This is a genomic window from Flexibacter flexilis DSM 6793 (genome assembly GCF_900112255.1).
GTDB classification, from domain to species: domain Bacteria; phylum Bacteroidota; class Bacteroidia; order Cytophagales; family Flexibacteraceae; genus Flexibacter; species Flexibacter flexilis.
Map to the genome: position 1 here is coordinate 54,559 of NZ_FOLE01000012.1, position 18,674 is coordinate 73,232.

Here is an 18,674-nt window from a genome sequence, read left to right on the forward strand (position 1 = left end):
TTGGTGTTTGGGTTGTATAACCAAATCTGACATTTTTTTGTTTCATAATAACGCGTATTTTTCAATTTCACTAAAAAATAATACTATTTATTTCTTGTTTAAAATCAATTTATCTATCTTTGAAAAAGTCTCATTCTTTTGTTTAATAATATTTAATCCATAAAAAACAACAATTATGGCAAAGACAGTTTTGATTACGGGTAGCACAAGTGGCATTGGTTTGGGCATCGCCAAAGAATTTGCAAAAGCTGGTTACAACGTGGCTTTCAATGGTTTGGAAGCCAATGGCGCAGAAATTGCGGCAGCAATTGGCCAAGAATTTGGCGTAAAAACAACTTTTTCGGCAGCCAATATGCTCAACCCCGACCAAATCGCGCAAATGATAGCCGACGCGGAAGCTGCTTTTGGTGGTGTAGATGTGTTGGTGAATAACGCTGGTATTCAGTTTGTTTCGCCGATTGAAGATTTCCCGACAGCCAAATGGGACGCTATTATCGGCATTAATTTAAGTTCTGCATTTCATACCTCCAAAGCCGTTTGGAAAGGCATGAAAGAACGCAAATTTGGGCGCATTATCAACATTACGTCGGCGCACGGTTTGCGTGCTTCAGAGTTTAAGTCGGCGTATGTGGCCGCCAAACATGGCGTAACAGGCCTTACGAAAGTGTTGGGGCTGGAAGGCGCGCCTTATAACATTACTTGCAATGCCATTTGCCCTGGCTACGTGCGCACGCCGTTGGTGGAAGGCCAAATCAAAGACCAAGCCACCGCACACGGTATGTCTGAGGCCGACGTAGTGGCCAAAGTCATGCTCAAAAAACAGGCTATCAAAGATTTTGTAACGGTGGAATCGTTGGGCGCGTTAGCCGTGTTTTTGGCTTCCGATGCCGCATCCATGATGACAGGCGCATCTCTTCCAGTAGATGGTGGCTGGACGGCTCAATAGTTTTGCATATAACACATATATCTGACAAACATAACCCCTCCGCTCCTCCGAGTTTATTTTTACAATAACTTATTGGAATGGAGGGACTTTTAAGTTAAAGTTATCGAGTAGAACGATAGACAAGTCATTCAATTGATATATCTCTTTTAAATATAATTGGCCAGTTCTACGGTAAACATCGTACCCGTATAATGTAGTTTATACAAACACAAATTGCGATGTTCGAACATATCTTGATAGCGCAAATCGTAGCCCAACAAATGACATAATAATATTCTGATGGCACGTCCGTGCATACAAATCAGGATGGTACGCTCTTCTGGTCTGGACAGAATCAGGTCTATCACAGGTTTTTGACGTGCCACGACTTGCTCTGGGCTTTCGCCTCCGCGCATGGTTACGTGTGTCTGACCTTCGCGCCACAGTTGCAACGTACTATAATATTCGTCATTTTCTTCGGGTGTCGCAGCACGGCCTTCTTTATTGCCCCAACTAATCTCGTTCAGGCCTGCGTGTTGCTCCCAAGGTACGCCGTTGGCAATAAAGCCGCTCATGCTTTGGTGAGTGCGTTTGAGTGCCGAGGTATAAACCTTATCGAACTTTACGTCATAATGTTTCTCGAAAAAGGCTTCAGCTTGCGCCAAACCTGTTTCGTTGAGACTCGAATCTACGCCGCTGCCCTGTATGAGTTTGCGTTTGTTAAATTCAGTTTCTCCGTGTCGAGTTAAGTAGATGGTTTTCATAGGTAAAAAGGTTTTATTATTGCCATTTAAACGTTTTAATCAAAGCATCAAATTGCTTTTTCTGTGCAGTCCAATCCGCATCGGGCATCTGTACGTTTACCAATACGTGTTGACCTTTGTTGCTGAGCAAATACACCAAACGGCGCGTTTGACGGCGATTGTGTTCGTAATACAAATCAAACCATTTGATATTTTTAGTGCCTGTAATCAAGCCTTGCGTGCGGTAATTTCCTTTTTCGGCAGCCAAAAATTTATTCGTCAACTCCTGACTTTTCAGGCCATAACCCAACGGCGAGAAATCAATCCATAACGCAATATTGCTTTTGGTCGAAAACCACAGCGCATCGGTTTCCTGAAAATGCTTGACGGCTTGCCCCTGCCAACCCTTCGGAACTGTAACCGAATAGCCGTGCGCTTTGTTTGTATAAATGCTTTTGGCGTTGGCTTTACTTTGGTCGGCAACGGTCAGCGCGGGGCGCAAAGCCAGCAGCCAAGGCCAACCCTGACTGGCTGATTTTAGCTCCAAAATCAATTCGTGTTGGTCAGCACGCGCCACCGAATACAAAACCAACGCCGCACCACCCACAGGTTTAAACAAAACAGTACGCTCAGATTCAGAGATTTGAAATGTACCTTCGGAAACGGAAAGCGGCGTAAGACGAGCTTGAAACGTCTCGTCGTCGGTGAGCGTCAGGCTCAGAAACTGAAAGTCCAGATATTCGTCGCGGTTTTCGGCCTGATATTCTTCTGGCGAAATAATCCACTGTCCCGCCAAGGCATCCCAATCCAAACTGGTATATTGATCTTGCGCAAAACAGGTTAGTGTACAAAATAACAAACAACAAAGTACAAAATATTTTTTCATTATGATTTTTTAGAAAATTAAACAAAATACAACGTCCAACGGCTCACAAATTTGAGGCCACAAAAAACGGCCTGCTTTGCGCTTTGTGAGCGAATAACAGACCGTTTCTTTATCAGATAATTATTTGTTCGTAGCCGCAGGCCTTATTTTTTTGCCCTTTTTCTCAACTACTTCTTCTACTTTTTTGCGGAAAGAAAGTTTGTTGCGCCATTTCTCTGGAAGTTTAATGGCCGATAGTTTATCTACCAAAACGCCAGCCTTATCCAACAGTTTTTTGAGCGATTCTAAGTACAAAGTAAAGTACAAGAACAACGACATTAACCAAACTACAACAATGTTAAAGTAGTAAGTATCAAACACTTTACCGAAAAATGGTTTTTCGGGCGCAAAGAAATGCGTACGATAATCTATCGGCAAACGTAACATATTTGGCTCGTTGTAAACTGGGTCAACTTGCTGCACGATATGATTATTAAACTCAATAAACTTATTTTTCGTACTTACGTTGCGCACCAAATCCGAAAGACTTTCATTGAAATACTTGTTTTTCAGCTCTGTAAGTGAATATTTGGTCGTTGGCTTAGCCTCGTATTTACTCAAAAGTTCGTCTTTCTTCGCGTTAGCTTTGTTATAACGCTCCGTGTAATACACGGCGGCTTCGTCGATGTACACACGCAACACGCTGGCCGTTGCCGTATTGAATTTTTCGGGCGAAAGTTCGTGTTTCAAATCCATGCCTTTGGTGAATTTCACCAATTTATCCGAATGCAACGCATTATACAAAATCGTCAATTCTTTCGCCACTTTTTCGCGCGTCTCAGCGTCTTTAGCCTGATAGTTGGCCGAGCAATAATTCAGTTTACTAATCAGTTCAGGCAACAAATACGTTTGGTAATAATTGGCTACGCTTTCTGCTTTTTCTACCTTAAAAATAAGGTCTTGGTAAGTATTGTTTTTGAATTGTTGTACGGTAATCGCTTCAAATCCCCAACGCGATGCCGTAAAATCGGCCAACAATGGCACGCGGCCTTTGGCACTTACTTGGTCGTTGAGTTTATCGAAATTGAAAATCGCACCGCTCAAAATCATTTGCGGAATGAGCAAAAGCGGAATGATAATGTAAATCGTAACCGCCGAATTGAAAGTAGCCGAAATATTGAGACCCAATATGTTAGCAAAACAAGACGTAGTGAAAAGCACAAACCAATACGTGAACGTCATGCCTTCGATGTCCAGAATGTAATTGCCCAACAACACGAATGTAAGCGTTTGTACACCCGACAGCAAGAACAAAATTGTTACTTTGGATAATAAATAACTGGTTCGGCTCAGGTTCAGGAACTTCTCACGGCGTTGAATTTTTCGGTCGCGAATAATCTCTTCCGCACTCACCGTCAGCCCCATAAACAAGGCCACAATAATGCTGATAAGGATAAACGCAGGAATGTTATCGTTGTAACGGAACACATAATCGCCCGAATCTGGCGCGTTGCGGAAGCGAATAATAAACGCCAACAAAAACGCCAACAAAGGAGCTTCCAACAAGTTGATGAGCATGTATTGCGTGTTGGTAACTTTACTCAAAAAGTCACGAATCGTAAACACCGCAAACTGCACAAATTTCGATGGAATATTGAGCGATTGCGGTGGCGCATCGGCCACATCTTCGCGTTTTTCTATCTTAAAGTTTTTGGCATAAAGCTCGTGCCATTGGCTCGGCGTTACTTTGCGGGAGTTCGTAAACTGCCCGTATTCGTCCACAACCAACGCTTCCACGATATTGAAAACCTGTTCGGGGTTTACGTTACCGCAAGTCGGACACTGGCCTCTGTCGCTGTCGATTTGGTTGGTCGTAGTCTTGAAATAAGTAACCGCCTCCACAGGATTGCCGTAGAAAATCGGGAAACCGCCCGTATCAAGCAAAAACAGCTTGTCAAACATTTTGTAAATGTCCGATGAAGGCTGGTGAATTACCACAAAAATCAACTTTCCTTTGAGGGAAAGTTCCTTGAGCAAATCAATTACGTTTTCTGAGTCGCGCGACGAAAGACCAGAAGTAGGTTCGTCCACGAACATCACGGCAGGTTCACGAATCAACTCAAGTGCAATGTTAAGGCGTTTGCGTTGTCCACCACTAATTTTTTTGTTCATCACATTGCCCACCGTGATGTCTTTGATGTGCAACAGTCCCAAACTGGCCAACGTATGTTCTACTTTTTTGACTATTTCCGCTTCGGGCAAGTCTTTAAAGCATAGTTTGGCATTATAATAAAGGTTTTGGAAAACGGTCAGTTCTTCCAACAAAATATCATCTTGGGCAATATAGCCGATAATGCCTTTAATGCGGTCGTCGGCCTGATGGAGATTGATGCCATTGATAAGCACTTCGCCCAAGCTTGGTTTTTCGATACCCGCCAACACATTGAGCAAAGTCGTTTTGCCCGCACCACTACCGCCCATAATGGCGATGAGGCGGCCTGCTCCTTCCGAAATATTTATATCGCGCAAACCTATCGCGCCGTTCGGGAATCGGAACTCTAAGTCATTAACATTAAACGAAAGGTTATTGGACTTAGCATCGCTCATAAATTTATTCACCACATCGCTATAGTACAAAGGCGCACCTTTCGAGGCCTTAATGATACTACCATGAGAATACAAGTAAATGCGATGCGGAGCCACCGTAAAGCCGTTGAGAGAGGTTTCGCTATGCCCCGTGTATTTGACGAAATACATATCCTCGCTCTTGATGAAAAGGAAGATTATTTCCCCATCAAGTTTCTCAGAATGAATATGTTTGGCAAATTGGAGGGGTGCGGTCTCGCGGCTATCGGCAATGAGTATATCACTATAATCAAGTTGCGAAATTTCTTCTTGTACCACAAAACTTTCAATCATTTTATACTCTTCGTTTCGGATATTAAAAACGTCCGAAACTGTATCAATGATTTGCATACGCTGTGGCGTAAAGTTTTTGTCAATGGCTACGAGTTCGAGCAACTTTACGAGTACGATAAATTTTTGCTTTTGGGTAAGAGTCTTGTTAATTTTCTTACAAATACCCAATGTTTTTACAGAGTCTTTTACGGACGTGAGCTTGCGTTTTTTGCCTTCTGCACCTTCCTCAGCAGAAGCCTCTTCTTCTTTTCCTTCTTCTGCAAATTTATCATAAAGTGCAATATACTCTTTTACAGCATCGTGCGCGAGTTGCTGCTGAAAGTATTGCAATACAAAATTTCTTTCTCGTTCTGTTACCCCGCCGTCCTGTTTGGTAATAATGGCAAACAGCTGGGTCAGGGCTTTGAGTATTTCTTCACTCATAGTACAAACAACAAACGGTATTTTCTAAAAATAACATTAGAGAGCCAGCCTCCCACAAGGATTTGTTTGGGAGGTGTATATAAAAAAAATGCTACTATTAAAAGTAGCTTTTTTGTATTGAGATCAAGGATTTTTGTCCTGATTAATAGGTTTCAAATTCGAAAGGAATTTCTACCAATTCCGAGAATTCTTGACCTGCTTCTTCCATATCTTCGTCATCTTCATGGAAATACCAAACCACGCTGGCATTATCCACATCTTCCAATTTAGAAAGAATATCTAAAATAAGTTTAGATGAGGCTGTGTTAAAGTATTCAAGTTTGAAGACGAATTTAGTCTCTGAATTAGGGCCATCGCTATATTTTTCAAGCCAGTCTAACACAGGTTGATAAAATTCGGCAGTATCTTCAGGAAGTGAACGGCCAGATATTTCAAAAATACCATTTTTGCTATCTAAGATGATTTTGGGGGTATCCTCCGTACCTTCAAGGCTTATGATTTCCATATATTATAAAAGATTTTTTTGTCGAAAAATAAAACCGTAGCTTAACTACTAGTCCAGAGCTTTACGTGAAATAGTGGTTTTGAGCGAGAAGAAAAACACATTGTTTTCCAATGGTTCGAAGTCGTATTCAAGTTTTTGTCCAGACTTACGCGCCATATCAACAAAACCCAAACCAGCACCTCCTTTATCCGAAAGGTCTCCGTTTTTAATAATTTCTTTGTACAAAGCCTTCAGACCTTCTTTGTCTAAGCTATTAATTTCGTCGAGTTTGTTGCGAAGCAAATCTACTTTATCACCTTTGATAGGGTTACCAGAAGTAATAACATAGTCGTCGTTTTCTTTTCCTATCATAAAGATAGCACTGTTTCGCATATCAACAACAGCAGAAAACTCGTCGGCGTGCTTAACAATATTTTGTAAGCATTCCACCATCACGTTAAACACTTTACGTTTAATGCCCGACTCTTCCCCAATGGAATCCATATTACGCTCAGCCATCGAAAGGACAGACTTGGTAATCTCTTGGGTGAATTCACCTTCGTAAACCAGCATCAACTTTCTGGATACCATGGTTTTGTGGAGTTCATAAATATATTTCATAGACGCTTGATTTGGGAGCTTATTTATTTTACTGCATCATTAAGTTCTTTAATCGAACAAACTTGGCCGTGCAATATATCATTTCGAGGCCAATATTATAAAGTTTTTGTGGAAAATAATTTATTTTTTTCAAGTTTATTTCAAGAACTATAATCTGATACCAATCATCAGAACGTCGTCGGTTTGTTTTCCATCACCTTTCCATTCTTCAAATTCTGTATCATAAATATTAGATAGTTCCATCATTGGTTTGCTGCCATTATTTTGCAATATCTCGCGAATGCGTTTTGGCGAAAACTTGCGATTATCCCTGCCACCGAATTGGTCTGGGAAGCCGTCGGAGCAGAATACCAACACATCACCATCGTTGTAATCAATAGTTCTTGTCGCGAAATTCGAGCGGTTTTTGTATTGGCCACCACCGATAGGGAACTTATCTCCTTTGATTTCTTCCAACTCACCATTAGCCGACAAGTAATAAAGCGGACGGTGCGCACCCGAAAACTGCATTTGACGAGTCGTTTTATTGATACGGCACAAGGCAATATCCATACCGTCACGCGTGGCACTATCGCCACCATCTTGGCGCAATGTTTTGGTTACGGCTTCATCAAGCGAATCTAAAATAGTACCCGTATCCGAGAAATCTTTCAATACGTTGTTGAGCAAGAAATAACCAATCAACGAAATCAAAGCACCCGGTACGCCGTGTCCCGTACAGTCCACTGCCGCAATAAAAATATCATCATCTTTTTGCAAGAACCAAGGGAAGTCACCACTCACCACGTCGCGCGGTTTGTACAAAATAAACGAATCAGGGAACGTGTATTGTATCGTTTCGTTGTCTGGCAAAATGGCCACCTGAATACGTTTGGCGTAGTTAATACTTTCCGTAATTTTCTTGTTTTTGGTCTGAATCTCCAATTCGATGAGCTTACGTTCGGTAATATCATGCGATACAAGAAGCACCGATTCAAGGCGTTGCTCTTCGTTATATTCAGGAATGGCACTTACGTGCATCATTCTATTGCCCATGAACGAATTGAAATCAATTTCGGTCGCAACTTTATCTTGTTTTTCAAGCACTTGGTCAATAATGTTGCGCCAAGCCTCCAACAAGCCGCCTTCCAATGATGTTTCATTGATATTGGTACGCAACAAATCACTTGGTTTCACACCTGTATATTGTTCGATTACAGGGTTGATATAGAAGAACTTCCCTTCTTTATTTACGCGCGTAATAAGGTCGGGACTATTCTCAGAAAGTGCCTGCATTTGGCCACGCATACGCGACTCTTTCTCTGCTCTGCGTCGTTCGGTAATATCGCGAGAGTTCACTACGATACCTTCAATAGCAGGATCGGAAAGTAAGTTTGTACCAGTCGCTTCCAACCAAATACGTTCTCCATTTTTGCGCATATAGCTAAACTGAATCGTAATGGTATGGTCTGGGTCAGCCATAAGGTCTGCGAACATTTTATCAACAGCAGCCACACCTTCTTCATGCACATATACAATGTCTTTGATGCCAATCATCTCCTCTGGACGATAGCCCAAAATCTTCTCTACCGAAGGGCTGATATAACGAATAGTTCCGTCTTCTTCGTAGATAGTAATAACTTCGGAAGCGTTTTCCAAAAGCACCTGCATACGTTTTTGGGTGCGATTTACCTCTTCGATTTGTTCTTCTAATTGAATGTTAGAACGCTTCAACTCTTCTTGTGTCGCAGCCATTTCCTCTGCATTTTGGCGCAACTCTTCTTGTTGTTGTTGCAACTCAAAACTCATCTTTTGTGATGCGGCCAACAAGTTACGAGTACGTTCGTTTACCTGAATATTGAAGATGGTACGCGCAATGATTTGGCTAATCTCTTGTACAAAACGTACCTGAGCAGGTGCAAAACGCTCAAAACCAGCCAATTCCAACACGCCATTTACTTCTTCGTTGGTAATAAGCGGCACAATAAGGATACAGCTCGGACGGCGGTCGCCAAGCAAACCTGACGTAATACTCACATAGTCATAAGGAATTTCGGTGCGCAAAATTGTATCTTGCTCAATGGCAGCTTGCCCGACAAGGCCTTCACCAAAATTAAATTTAGCAGATAAGTATTTCTTTTTATTGTATGCGTAGCTTGACTTCAGCTCAATAGACGTTTTGCCGTTTTCCTGTCTGTCCACTACATAAAACGCGCCTTGTATTGCCCCAACTTTATTGGTAATAAAAGAAACGATTTCGTCGCCTAAGCTGGCAATTTCATTGTGTCGGCGCAAAATTTCGCCAATTTCGGCCACCCCGCGAACAATCCAGTTACGTTCATCATCACGTTTGGAAGCATCTTGAAGGCTTTGGCGCATGTTCATCAACGACACGCCCAAAGTATCGCCTTCGCTCATTGGCTTAAAGTCAGCCTGAAAATCACCTTCCCCGATTTTGTGCGCAAAGTTGGCTGTACGTTTCAAACCTTCCACCAATTGGTTTACTGTTGCCGTCATTTCGCCAATCTCGTCACTGCTTCTTTGTTGAATCTGGTTAGGCAGAATCCCTTTACCCAAAAGCAACATGGTTTCTTTCAAGTTGAGCAATGGGTTTGTAAGTGCACGAGAAAATATTGTTGTTACAATCGCGCTCACCAAGAAAATAAGCAAGCCAACCGAGAAAAATATAAGTTTTAGTTTTTGGGTCGGCTCTAAAACCTCTGATTGATCTATTTTCACGACCATACCCCAATTCACGATAGGCAAATAACGCCAAGCCGAAAGCGTAACTTCGCGGCGGTAATCAGTTTCCACGCCAAAGCCATTTTGTTTTTTTACGGCTTCTTGCAATGGTCTCATGGAGGCCTCGCCTACGATTACTTCTTTGCGTAAGGCCGCTCCGTCGTGGTGGCGAAGTGAGTTTTGGAACACTACTTTGCGACTACCTTCAAAGAGCTTACCGACAATTGTTTCGCCTGTTTTACCCAACCCAATTGTATCTTGAATAAGGCCGTAAAGTTCGGTCATATTCAATTTACCTATGATGATACCCCCCACATGGTCTGCCTCGTCTTTGATAGGAGCGGCCAACAACATATACAAATGGTTGTCAATTCCTTTATATACGCTACTGAAATAAACGCCTTTAGCAGCTTCGCGGAGAGTATTGCCATCTGGGTCATTGAACGATTCGGCGGTTTGCTCATCGTCATTACCTTCATGGGCATTGTACAAAAACTTGCCGTCAGGACTAACCAAATACAAATTGGCATACCCATACGTTTCGAGCAAAGGGTCAAGAATCGGCTTAAAATCAACTGTTGGAGCAGCTGCCGCACCAAAATCTACAGACTCCGCAGCGGCCATAGCCTCTAATCCGTCGGCAGCGGGTGCGCCACTATTAGCACGCAATGCATCTTTCAGCACCGATAATTCTTGCAAAAATTTAAGTCGTGTTTGCTGATTTTTGAAATAACTATCAATACGCTGTGCCTTAATATCTGCAATTACATTGATGCTTTCCATATAGCGATTCATCACCGCCTGTTGGCTCAACTTAAAAGCAATGAAGCTCAGTATCACCACAGAAAGCATAACTACCGCCAACACGGTCATTGTTATTTTTTTCCCTACTGTTATTTTTCTAAACATAGCTTGTTAGAGGGGGTAGCTTAAATTAATATCGGACTAACTACTATAATTCTTCGACAATTTTTTCATAATTATTGCCAATGGTACTGGCCAGCATCGGCGCGGCAGCTTCGATGAGTTGCTCTTCTGTTGCATCAAAAATAGCAAAAGAGGCTACTTCCACAACCGCTATTACATGACCGTTTTCGTCTTTAATTGGCGCAATAATCATAGATTTAGGACTGGACTTGCCCAAACCAGAGAGTACCGTAACATATCCTTCAGGAATTGCTTTAATGTTAATGAGTTGCGCATCTTTGGCCACTTGTCCCGTAAGCCCTTCGCCCCAACCATAGCTTACTTTTCTTTTTTCGGTAGAGAAATATGCATAACTACTCACCATGTGTAACGTTTGATCGGCGCGAACCACAAACAATGCACCTTGTACGGCTTGGATTTCTTCGCACAAAACCATCATCAAGGCTTCGAGTTCGCCCAAACCTGTTTTTTGAGGTGCATTCGCAAGGTGTTGCATGAGATTATTTTTGCGTTCCTGCAGAATCTCAGCGAGCGACTGCTCTTCTTTTTGCTCTTCGGCCTCTTTCTTACTACTGTCAGTATCTTCTTCTTTGATCGTTTCCACGTAGATAATTTCACGTTGTTTGGAAACTTCATTAAAATACAAAACCGTAAACAGTAATGTACACAGAGCAGCCAGCAGTGGCACACTTAATATCAAAGAAATCTGCGTGGCTATTGGTTTGACGGCGTTAATGTGCGCTGCGCTCGAAAGACTCAAGCGGTTGGCCACATCCATCTGAAAACTAATCATATAGTTTACAACAAGCCCTACTCCTACAACAAAAACAGTCATAGAAATAACACCTAACCACTTATACAAATTACGTGATGCGGATTGTACCTTCATTTGTTCGTAACGTATTTTTTATTTACCTCTATTAAAAAATCAATGATTTGGCTTACTTTATAAATATAATCTATTTCAGTAAGTTTTTGAGCAGCGACAGGCATTGTATCTATCATACACTCAGACGGTTCTTGTATAATAGTCAGGCCGCCTTTGTCTTTGATGCGCTTCATGCCCATTGCTCCATCTTTATTCGCTCCAGAGAGCAAGATACCAATTAGTTTGTCTTTATACACATACGCTGAGGTTTCCAATGTAATATCAATGGCTGGGCGCGAATTATTTATCATTTCTTCCGTAGAAAGCGCAAAAGAATTACCCAGTTCTACAGACATATGATAATTGGCAGGAGCTAAATAAACACAACCTTTTTTGATGGCTTCTTTATCATCTGGCTCACTAACAGGCATGGTACTTTTGATAGATAATGCCTCCACAAAACCATGACGCACGTGTTTGAGACGATGCAAACTCATGATGATAGGAAGTTGAAAATTACTGGGTAAGCTCGACAATATTTTTGTAATCCCCTGAAAACTACCCGCCGAACCCCCAATGACCACAGCCTTGTAACGGTTATGTATATGTTCTTGTCTTATCATTATGCCGTCGGTACTGTGGTTTAACTAATCCTTTATTTTCTTGTAAATTTTTTCTTCATTATTGGCCACGATGAATTTATTTGAAATTTCGCACCAGATTAAAGACTCCTTAGAGCCAATAGCTAAATAGCCGTATTTAAACAAACTTTCATGCAAAACAGACAAAACTCTATTTTGTAAGGTTTGATTAAAATAAATCATCACATTGCGACAAAGAATCAGGTCAAATTTAGAAAAAGCCTGCCCCATTACAAGGTCTTGCTCTCTAAAAGAGACATTTTCTACCAAGGACTTATCCATTACCGCAAAGCCATTATCTTCTTTGTAATAATCCTTGAGCGAACCTGCACCCTGAAAACGAATATAATTTTTCTCGTTCACGTCCATGTTCTTCATTGCATAACGCCCCATTCTGGCTTTGGCCAAAATCTCGCGATCAAGATCCGTAGCTACGATTTTTGCTTTGTCAAGCATATTCATTTCCTTGAGCATAATGGCCATAGAAAATACTTCCTCGCCCGACGAACAGCCTGCGTGCCAGATACTTATCTTGTCGTGATTGAGCATGATATTGGGAATCACTTTATCACGCAAAATACGCCAAAAAGATGGGTCACGGAACATCTCCGTTACGTTTACCGTAATCTCAGACACAAAATATTGAAAATACGCTGGATTCGTCTCCAATTTCTTCATCAAAGCGTCCACTGAACTGAGGCGATCAAGTTCCAAAAGCCTCAAAATCCGACGTTTAAATGAAGAAATAGCATAATTGGAGAAATCGTAATTATATTTTTCTTTGATTAACGTAGTTAGCTTTCTTAATTCTGCTATTTCAATATCCTGCATACAGTATCCCCGTTTTGATAGGTTTTGTCATTTTGTTTCGTTTCGTCTTGCTCTTTTCGAGTTCAAATACAAGACAGTGGCCAACAGTGTGGTTGGAAGGTTATTTTACTCTAACTTGGCCGTAAGTATAATAAAAAAAATGAAAGAAGTACAAGTACCACGTGCTTTTTTTGATAATATTATAGCATGCCCTTCGTTGTAGGTAGTTCATTTATTTGGTCAGCGTTTCGTTGAGCAGCCATCCTAATCGCCTTCGCTACGGCCTTGAATATCGCTTCAATTTTATGATGTTCATTTTGTCCTTCTGCCTTGATATTGAGGTTACAAGCTGCCGCATCACTAAATGATTTGAAGAAATGATAGAACATTTCCGTCGGCATATCTCCTACTTTTTCTCTGCGAAAATCTGCTTCCCATACCAGCCAATTTCTACCCGAAAAATCTATAGCAGCTTGTACCAAAACATCGTCCATTGGCAACAGAAAACCATAACGATTGATGCCTTTTTTCTCGCCCAAAGCCTGCTTATAGGCCATTCCCAAAGCCAAAGCTGCGTCTTCGATGGTGTGATGCTCGTCTACGTGCAAATCGCCCTGCACACGAACCCACAAATCTGCCCCCGAATGCTTGCCCAACTGCTCAAGCATGTGGTCAAAAAATCCTAACCCTGTCTTAATATCCGTTTTACCCGTCCCGTCCAGATTCAATTTTACATGAATTTTGGTTTCGTGCGTGTCGCGTATCACATCGGCCATTCGTGGCGGCATTCTCAAAAAATTCAGGATTTCATTCCAATCCGAAGCCACCAAACTGACCGTTTTTTTATCAAAATTAGCTACGTTTCCTTCTTTTTCAAGCACTTGTGCGCCGCTCTCCTCATGTTTGTCGAACAAATGAAAGCCTTGCCCCAACAAAATAGCTTTGGCGCCAAGGTTATATGCCAATTGCGCATCAGTGAGGCGGTCGCCAATCACAAAAGAGTTGGCAAGGTCGTAATCAGCCGAAAAATATTGCCCTAACATTCCCGTTCGTGGTTTGCGATTCGGGCTATTTTCGTGTTCAAAACTAGGGTCTATATGCATATGAGCAAAAGTAACATCTTCGCCAGCAAGCGTCTGTAACATTGCATTATGCGCAGGCCAAAAGGTTTCTTCAGGAAAAGAATTAGTTCCTAACCCATCTTGATTAGTTACCATTACTAGTTCATAATCCAGTTGCGTGGCAATTTGGTGTAAAGCCGTAATCGCGTGTGGCAAAAATGCCAGTTTTTCTAATGAATCTACCTGAAAATCAGTAGGTGGCTCGGCAATAATCGTTCCGTCGCGGTCAATGAACAATACTTTTTTCATTGGAAAAAATAAAATATTGAAGAGGCAAATTTAAAAAAAATACAATATTCTCCAGCTTAATTTTTGGGATAAAATTAGTCATTTTGTACCACACGCCGAATCGTCATGAATCGCTGTTGATAATAAGCATCGCTTAGGTTGTTGATTGTTACACCTTTAGATACTGCCGCATGCAAAAAACGAATCGGTTGGCCTTTTTCAGAAATAATCATACCAACGTGTCCGACTTTGCGCGGCGTAGTTTGGTATGGCATAAAAAAGATCAAATCACCTTTACGCGCGTCCGAAACACTCACCTCCTCGCCCAACAATGCTTGTTCGTGCGAAAAAAACGGTAGCGTAAAGCCATAATTTGAAAACACAAAACGCATAAAACCCGAACAGTCCAGCCCATCTTGCCCGTAACGTGTGCCTAATTTCGTTTTTCCGTAAGCAATGGCCTTATCTGCCTCAAAAATTGTGTACGGAATCGTGTCTGTGGTCATATTTTCAAATCCGTCCACAGGCTTTACTATTTTTCCCGATTTATTGTAATATTCCACTACTGCGCCGTGTATTGGGTGGTAATATTGCACCGAAAATAATCCTTTTTCAAAAACAGGCACAGCCGCCGAAGAGTCGGTTTCATCATAATAATAATTGGTGTTTATCAACTCTTTACCTTTTTTATTAATAAAAAACCAATTGCCTTCTTTGACCACAGCGGCCAGTTTTCCATCAAAAGGCAAGGCTTTCGCATAGCGAGTAGGAATTATATTTTTCCCTGAAGCATCGCAATACCCCCAAAGTCCATTACTTTGGCAAGGCATGAGTTTCTGGGCAAGTGTATTCACTGAAAAACAGGCAGTTATGGCCAATATTAAAGCAAATATTTTTTTCATGTGTTTATAGTTTTTCGTAGAAGCGAATATAACAGAAACAAATAAAACTATATTATGTTTTTTTGAAATGAGGCATTTGTAGTAATGTTTTTGATTTGCATCTGATTCAGATTAAGTTTGCATCCGATTTTAAAACTGAATTTATTTTTCAGAAAAATGATACAACTAATTGATACTCACGCACATATTTACGCCAAAGATTTCCGAAAAGACATTGACGACGTGTTGCGCGTAGCCTCCGAAGAAGGCGTTTACAAAATTTATATGCCCAACGTGGACAGCGAAACCATCGACCCCATGTTGGAAATGGAACAGAAATACCCCGCACAATGCGTACCTATGATGGGGCTGCACCCTTGCCACGTCAAAAAAGATTTTGAAAAAGAACTTTATCAGGTGGAAACTTGGCTTGCGAAGCGGCCATTTGTGACGGTGGGCGAAATCGGGCTGGATTTTTATTGGGATATGACTTTCCGCGAGCAACAAGAAGAAGCCTTGCGCATACAATTGCGTTGGGCAAAGCAATATAACATTCCTGTTGCGATTCATTGCCGTAACTCATTCGCAGAAACCGCCGACATCATCGAAGCCGAACAAGACGGCACACTTACAGGCGTTTTTCACTGCTTTTCGGGCAATGCCGACGATGCCAAACGCGCTGCTGCACTGGGTTTTGTGGTCGGAATTGGTGGCGTAGCTACTTTCAAAAATGGCGGCGTGGCCGAAGCCGTGCCAGACATAGACCTTTCGCAAATCGTATTGGAAACCGACTGCCCGTACCTTGCCCCCGTACCGCACAGAGGCAAACGCAACGAACCTTCGTACATCGCGCTGATTGCGCAAAAACTTGCTGATATAAAAGCCATTCCGCTGGAGGAATTGGCTAAAATCACAACAGCAAACGCCCTGAAACTTTTCAAGCAAACAGCCTAAAAAACAAAAGCCCTCTGACATTCATACATCAGAGGGCTTTTGTTTTATCTAAAAGAAATTTACTATTCTTTCATTTTTTGCGCTTCTACAGCTGCCAAACAAACCATGTTCACGATTTCGCGCACAGAGCTGCCCAACTGCAAAATATGCACAGGCTTGCGCATGCCCATCAGCACAGGACCGACTACTTCCGCGCCACCCAATTCTTGCAACAATTTGTACGCAATGTTACCAGCAGAAAGCGTTGGGAAAATAAGCGTATTGGCTCCACCTTTTTCGGCCAACTCACTGAACGGATAATTCTCTTTGAGCAAATCCACGTTCAAGGCAATGTTAGCTTGCATTTCTCCATCAATCAACATTTCAGGATATTTTGCTTTGGCCAAATGCGCGGCTTTCATCATTTTTTCAGGTTCTTCGCCACGTCCAGCTCCAAAGTTAGCATACGAAAGCAACGCGATGCGCGGCTCAATGTCAAAATACTTCACGGTTTTGGCCGTAAGCCCGATGATGTCCACCAACTCTTCCGCCGTAGGATTTACATTTACCGTCGTATCGGCAAAGAAATATACACCGCGTTTGGTATCAATCAAATACATACCCGCCACACGTTTTACGCCTTCGGCCACACCAATTACACGCAACGCGGGGCGAATAGTTTTGGCGTATTCTTTCGTAAGACCCGAAATCATGGCATCGCCCAAATCCAAATCGAGCATCATCGCACCGAAATAGTTGCGGTCGCGCATTTTCTTTTTGGCATCGTGTAGCGTAATGCCTTTGCGTTTACGTTTTTCGTAAAGCAATTGGCCATATTCTGCACAACGTTCTTCTTCGTGCAATGGATCAATCACGGGGCAGCCGTCAAGTTCCAGATTATTTTCACGAATTAATCGTCTGATTACCTGTACATTACCCAGCAAAATTGGGTGGCCAATACCGTCATCTTTCACGATTTGGGCAGCTTTCAATATTTTGAGGTTATCGGCTTCAGCAAAAATAATGCGTTGCGGTGCCGCTTTCGCACGTGCCGTAATACGGTTCATTATCTTTCTGCCCATGCCCACACGCGCCAACAAATCTTGCTCGTATTGTTCCCAGTTTTCGATACGCAAACGCGCTACGCCCGAATCCATCGCGGCTTTAGCTACGGCTGGGGCAATCGTGGTAATCAAGCGTGGGTCTAAAGGCTTGGGAATCAAATATTCACGACCAAACGTAATAGTTTTGCTCGAATAGGCTTTGTTCACAATATCGGGTACAGGCTCTTTGGCCAATGCCGCAATGGCGTGCGTTGCGGCCAATTTCATGGCTTCGTTGATAGACTTAGACCTTACGTCCAGCGCACCTCTGAAAATGTACGGAAAGCCCAACACGTTATTCACTTGGTTAGGGTGATCGGAACGCCCCGTAGCCATAATAATATCCGTGCGAGAAGCCATTGCCAATTCGTATTCAATTTCGGGATCAGGATTGGCCAACGCAAAAACAATCGGATTGGAAGCCATACGCAACAAATGTTCTGGCTTCACAAGATTGCCCGCCGAAAGCCCCAAGAATACGTCTGCACCTTCCATGGCTTGGTCGAGCGTATAAATGTCGCGGTGCGTGGCGAATTGGTAGCGAATATCATCGGTAGAAACAGAGTCGGTGCGTAACACACCCTCTTTATCCACCATAACGATATTGGCCTTGCTAACGCCCAACGAAAGATAAAAACGAGTACAAGCAATAGCCGCAGCACCTGCGCCCAATACCACTAATTTTATTTCATCGATTTTTTTACCAACCAACTCAAGTGCATTGAGAAGGGCTGCACCCGAAATAATAGCCGTTCCGTGTTGGTCGTCGTGCATGAGCGGAATATTCATTTGCCGCTTTAGCTCGGTTTCGATATAAAAACTTTCAGGAGCTTTAATGTCTTCGAGGTTGATACCGCCGAAAGTTGGCTCCAAAGATTTCACGATTTTGATAAACTCGTGCGGATCTTGCGAATCTATTTCGATGTCAAAAACGTCAATACCTGCAAACTTTTTGAACAAAACGCCTTTTCCCTCCATTACGGGTTTGGACGCGTCTGGCCCGATGTTGCCTAAGCCCAATACCGCCGTGCCGTTCGAAATAACGCCAACCAAATTACCTTTAGCCGTATATTTGTAAACGTCGTCTTTGTTGGCGGCAATTTCCTTGCAAGGCTCTGCTACCCCTGGCGAATAGGCCAAAGCCAAATCGCGCTGCGTGGTAACTGGCTTAGTAGGAACGACCTCTATCTTGCCCGGTTGGGGGTTTTCGTGATAATAGAGGGCATCTTCTTTTCTGATTTTTGCCATAAATATTTATTATTGGTGGGTTGTGTTGTTTCTTTGTATAATAAGGGAATATCAAACAAAACCTGCGAACAATGCTCGTAGGCAAGTTGCAAAGCTATACAATCTTTAGACTTTTGCGCAATGATATAGCCAAACAAAATACCATTCGTACCCGAAAATTACAAAATTTTACGTCTTGTTATTTTTTTATTTTCGTTAATTTAAAATTATTTT

General features: G+C 42.2%; 14 protein-coding genes. 2 read left to right on the top strand and 12 right to left on the bottom strand.

All coding sequences use genetic code 11. The annotated features are described in order from the left end of the window. The first annotated feature begins 175 nt into the window (after positions 1–175). Positions 176–946, top strand: a complete 771-nt coding sequence (locus BM090_RS16410; protein ID WP_091516090.1) for a 3-hydroxybutyrate dehydrogenase — start codon at positions 176–178, stop codon at positions 944–946. Between the two features lie 146 nt (positions 947–1,092). Here BM090_RS16410 and BM090_RS16415 read toward each other — a convergent pair whose 3' ends face one another. The 11 genes from BM090_RS16415 to BM090_RS16465 form a co-directional block, all read right to left on the bottom strand. Next, positions 1,093–1,689, bottom strand: a complete 597-nt coding sequence (locus tag BM090_RS16415; protein WP_091516093.1) for a histidine phosphatase family protein — start codon at positions 1,687–1,689, stop codon at positions 1,093–1,095. A 16-nt stretch (positions 1,690–1,705) separates the two neighbouring features. After that, complete coding sequence (locus BM090_RS16420; RefSeq protein WP_091516095.1) at positions 1,706–2,554, bottom strand: hypothetical protein; 849 nt, start codon at positions 2,552–2,554, stop codon at positions 1,706–1,708. Between the two features lie 120 nt (positions 2,555–2,674). Further along, positions 2,675–5,875, bottom strand: a complete 3,201-nt coding sequence (locus BM090_RS16425; RefSeq protein WP_091516100.1) for an ATP-binding cassette domain-containing protein — start codon at positions 5,873–5,875, stop codon at positions 2,675–2,677. 142 nt (positions 5,876–6,017) lie between these two features. Continuing rightward, positions 6,018–6,380 carry a DUF1987 domain-containing protein gene (locus BM090_RS16430; RefSeq protein ID WP_091516104.1) on the bottom strand — a complete coding sequence of 121 codons (363 nt, stop codon included), beginning with the start codon at positions 6,378–6,380 and terminating at the stop codon, positions 6,018–6,020. Between the two features lie 48 nt (positions 6,381–6,428). After that, complete coding sequence (locus BM090_RS16435) at positions 6,429–6,980, bottom strand: SiaB family protein kinase (RefSeq protein ID WP_091516108.1); 552 nt, start codon at positions 6,978–6,980, stop codon at positions 6,429–6,431. 147 nt (positions 6,981–7,127) lie between these two features. Further along, positions 7,128–10,610: a PAS domain S-box protein gene (locus BM090_RS16440; RefSeq protein WP_091516112.1), complete on the bottom strand. Its 3,483-nt coding sequence runs from the start codon at positions 10,608–10,610 to the stop codon at positions 7,128–7,130. 43 nt (positions 10,611–10,653) lie between these two features. Next, entirely contained in the window at positions 10,654–11,517 is an 864-nt protein-coding gene (locus BM090_RS16445) for a GAF domain-containing protein (protein WP_091516116.1), read from the bottom strand. Beyond that, positions 11,514–12,119: a chemotaxis protein CheB gene (locus BM090_RS16450; protein WP_177199984.1), complete on the bottom strand. Its 606-nt coding sequence runs from the start codon at positions 12,117–12,119 to the stop codon at positions 11,514–11,516. The genes BM090_RS16445 and BM090_RS16450 overlap by 4 nt, the downstream gene beginning before the upstream one ends. Positions 12,120–12,143: 24 nt before the next feature. Then, entirely contained in the window at positions 12,144–12,968 is an 825-nt protein-coding gene (locus tag BM090_RS16455; RefSeq protein WP_091516119.1) for a CheR family methyltransferase, read from the bottom strand. A gap of 179 nt (positions 12,969–13,147) precedes the next feature. Beyond that, a complete protein-coding gene (gene hisB, locus BM090_RS16460; protein ID WP_091516123.1) occupies positions 13,148–14,317 on the bottom strand; it encodes a bifunctional histidinol-phosphatase/imidazoleglycerol-phosphate dehydratase HisB in 1,170 nt (389 codons plus the stop codon). Between the two features lie 74 nt (positions 14,318–14,391). Beyond that, entirely contained in the window at positions 14,392–15,198 is an 807-nt protein-coding gene (locus BM090_RS16465) for an NlpC/P60 family protein (RefSeq protein WP_091516126.1), read from the bottom strand. A 156-nt stretch (positions 15,199–15,354) separates the two neighbouring features. On the opposite strand from BM090_RS16465, the gene BM090_RS16470 reads away from it, so the two are divergent. Then, positions 15,355–16,131, top strand: a complete 777-nt coding sequence (locus BM090_RS16470; RefSeq protein ID WP_091516129.1) for a TatD family hydrolase — start codon at positions 15,355–15,357, stop codon at positions 16,129–16,131. A gap of 62 nt (positions 16,132–16,193) precedes the next feature. On the opposite strand, the gene BM090_RS16475 is transcribed toward BM090_RS16470, so the two are convergent. Then, positions 16,194–18,461, bottom strand: a complete 2,268-nt coding sequence (locus BM090_RS16475; RefSeq protein WP_091516133.1) for an NADP-dependent malic enzyme — start codon at positions 18,459–18,461, stop codon at positions 16,194–16,196. Between the last annotated feature and the right edge of the window lie 213 nt (positions 18,462–18,674).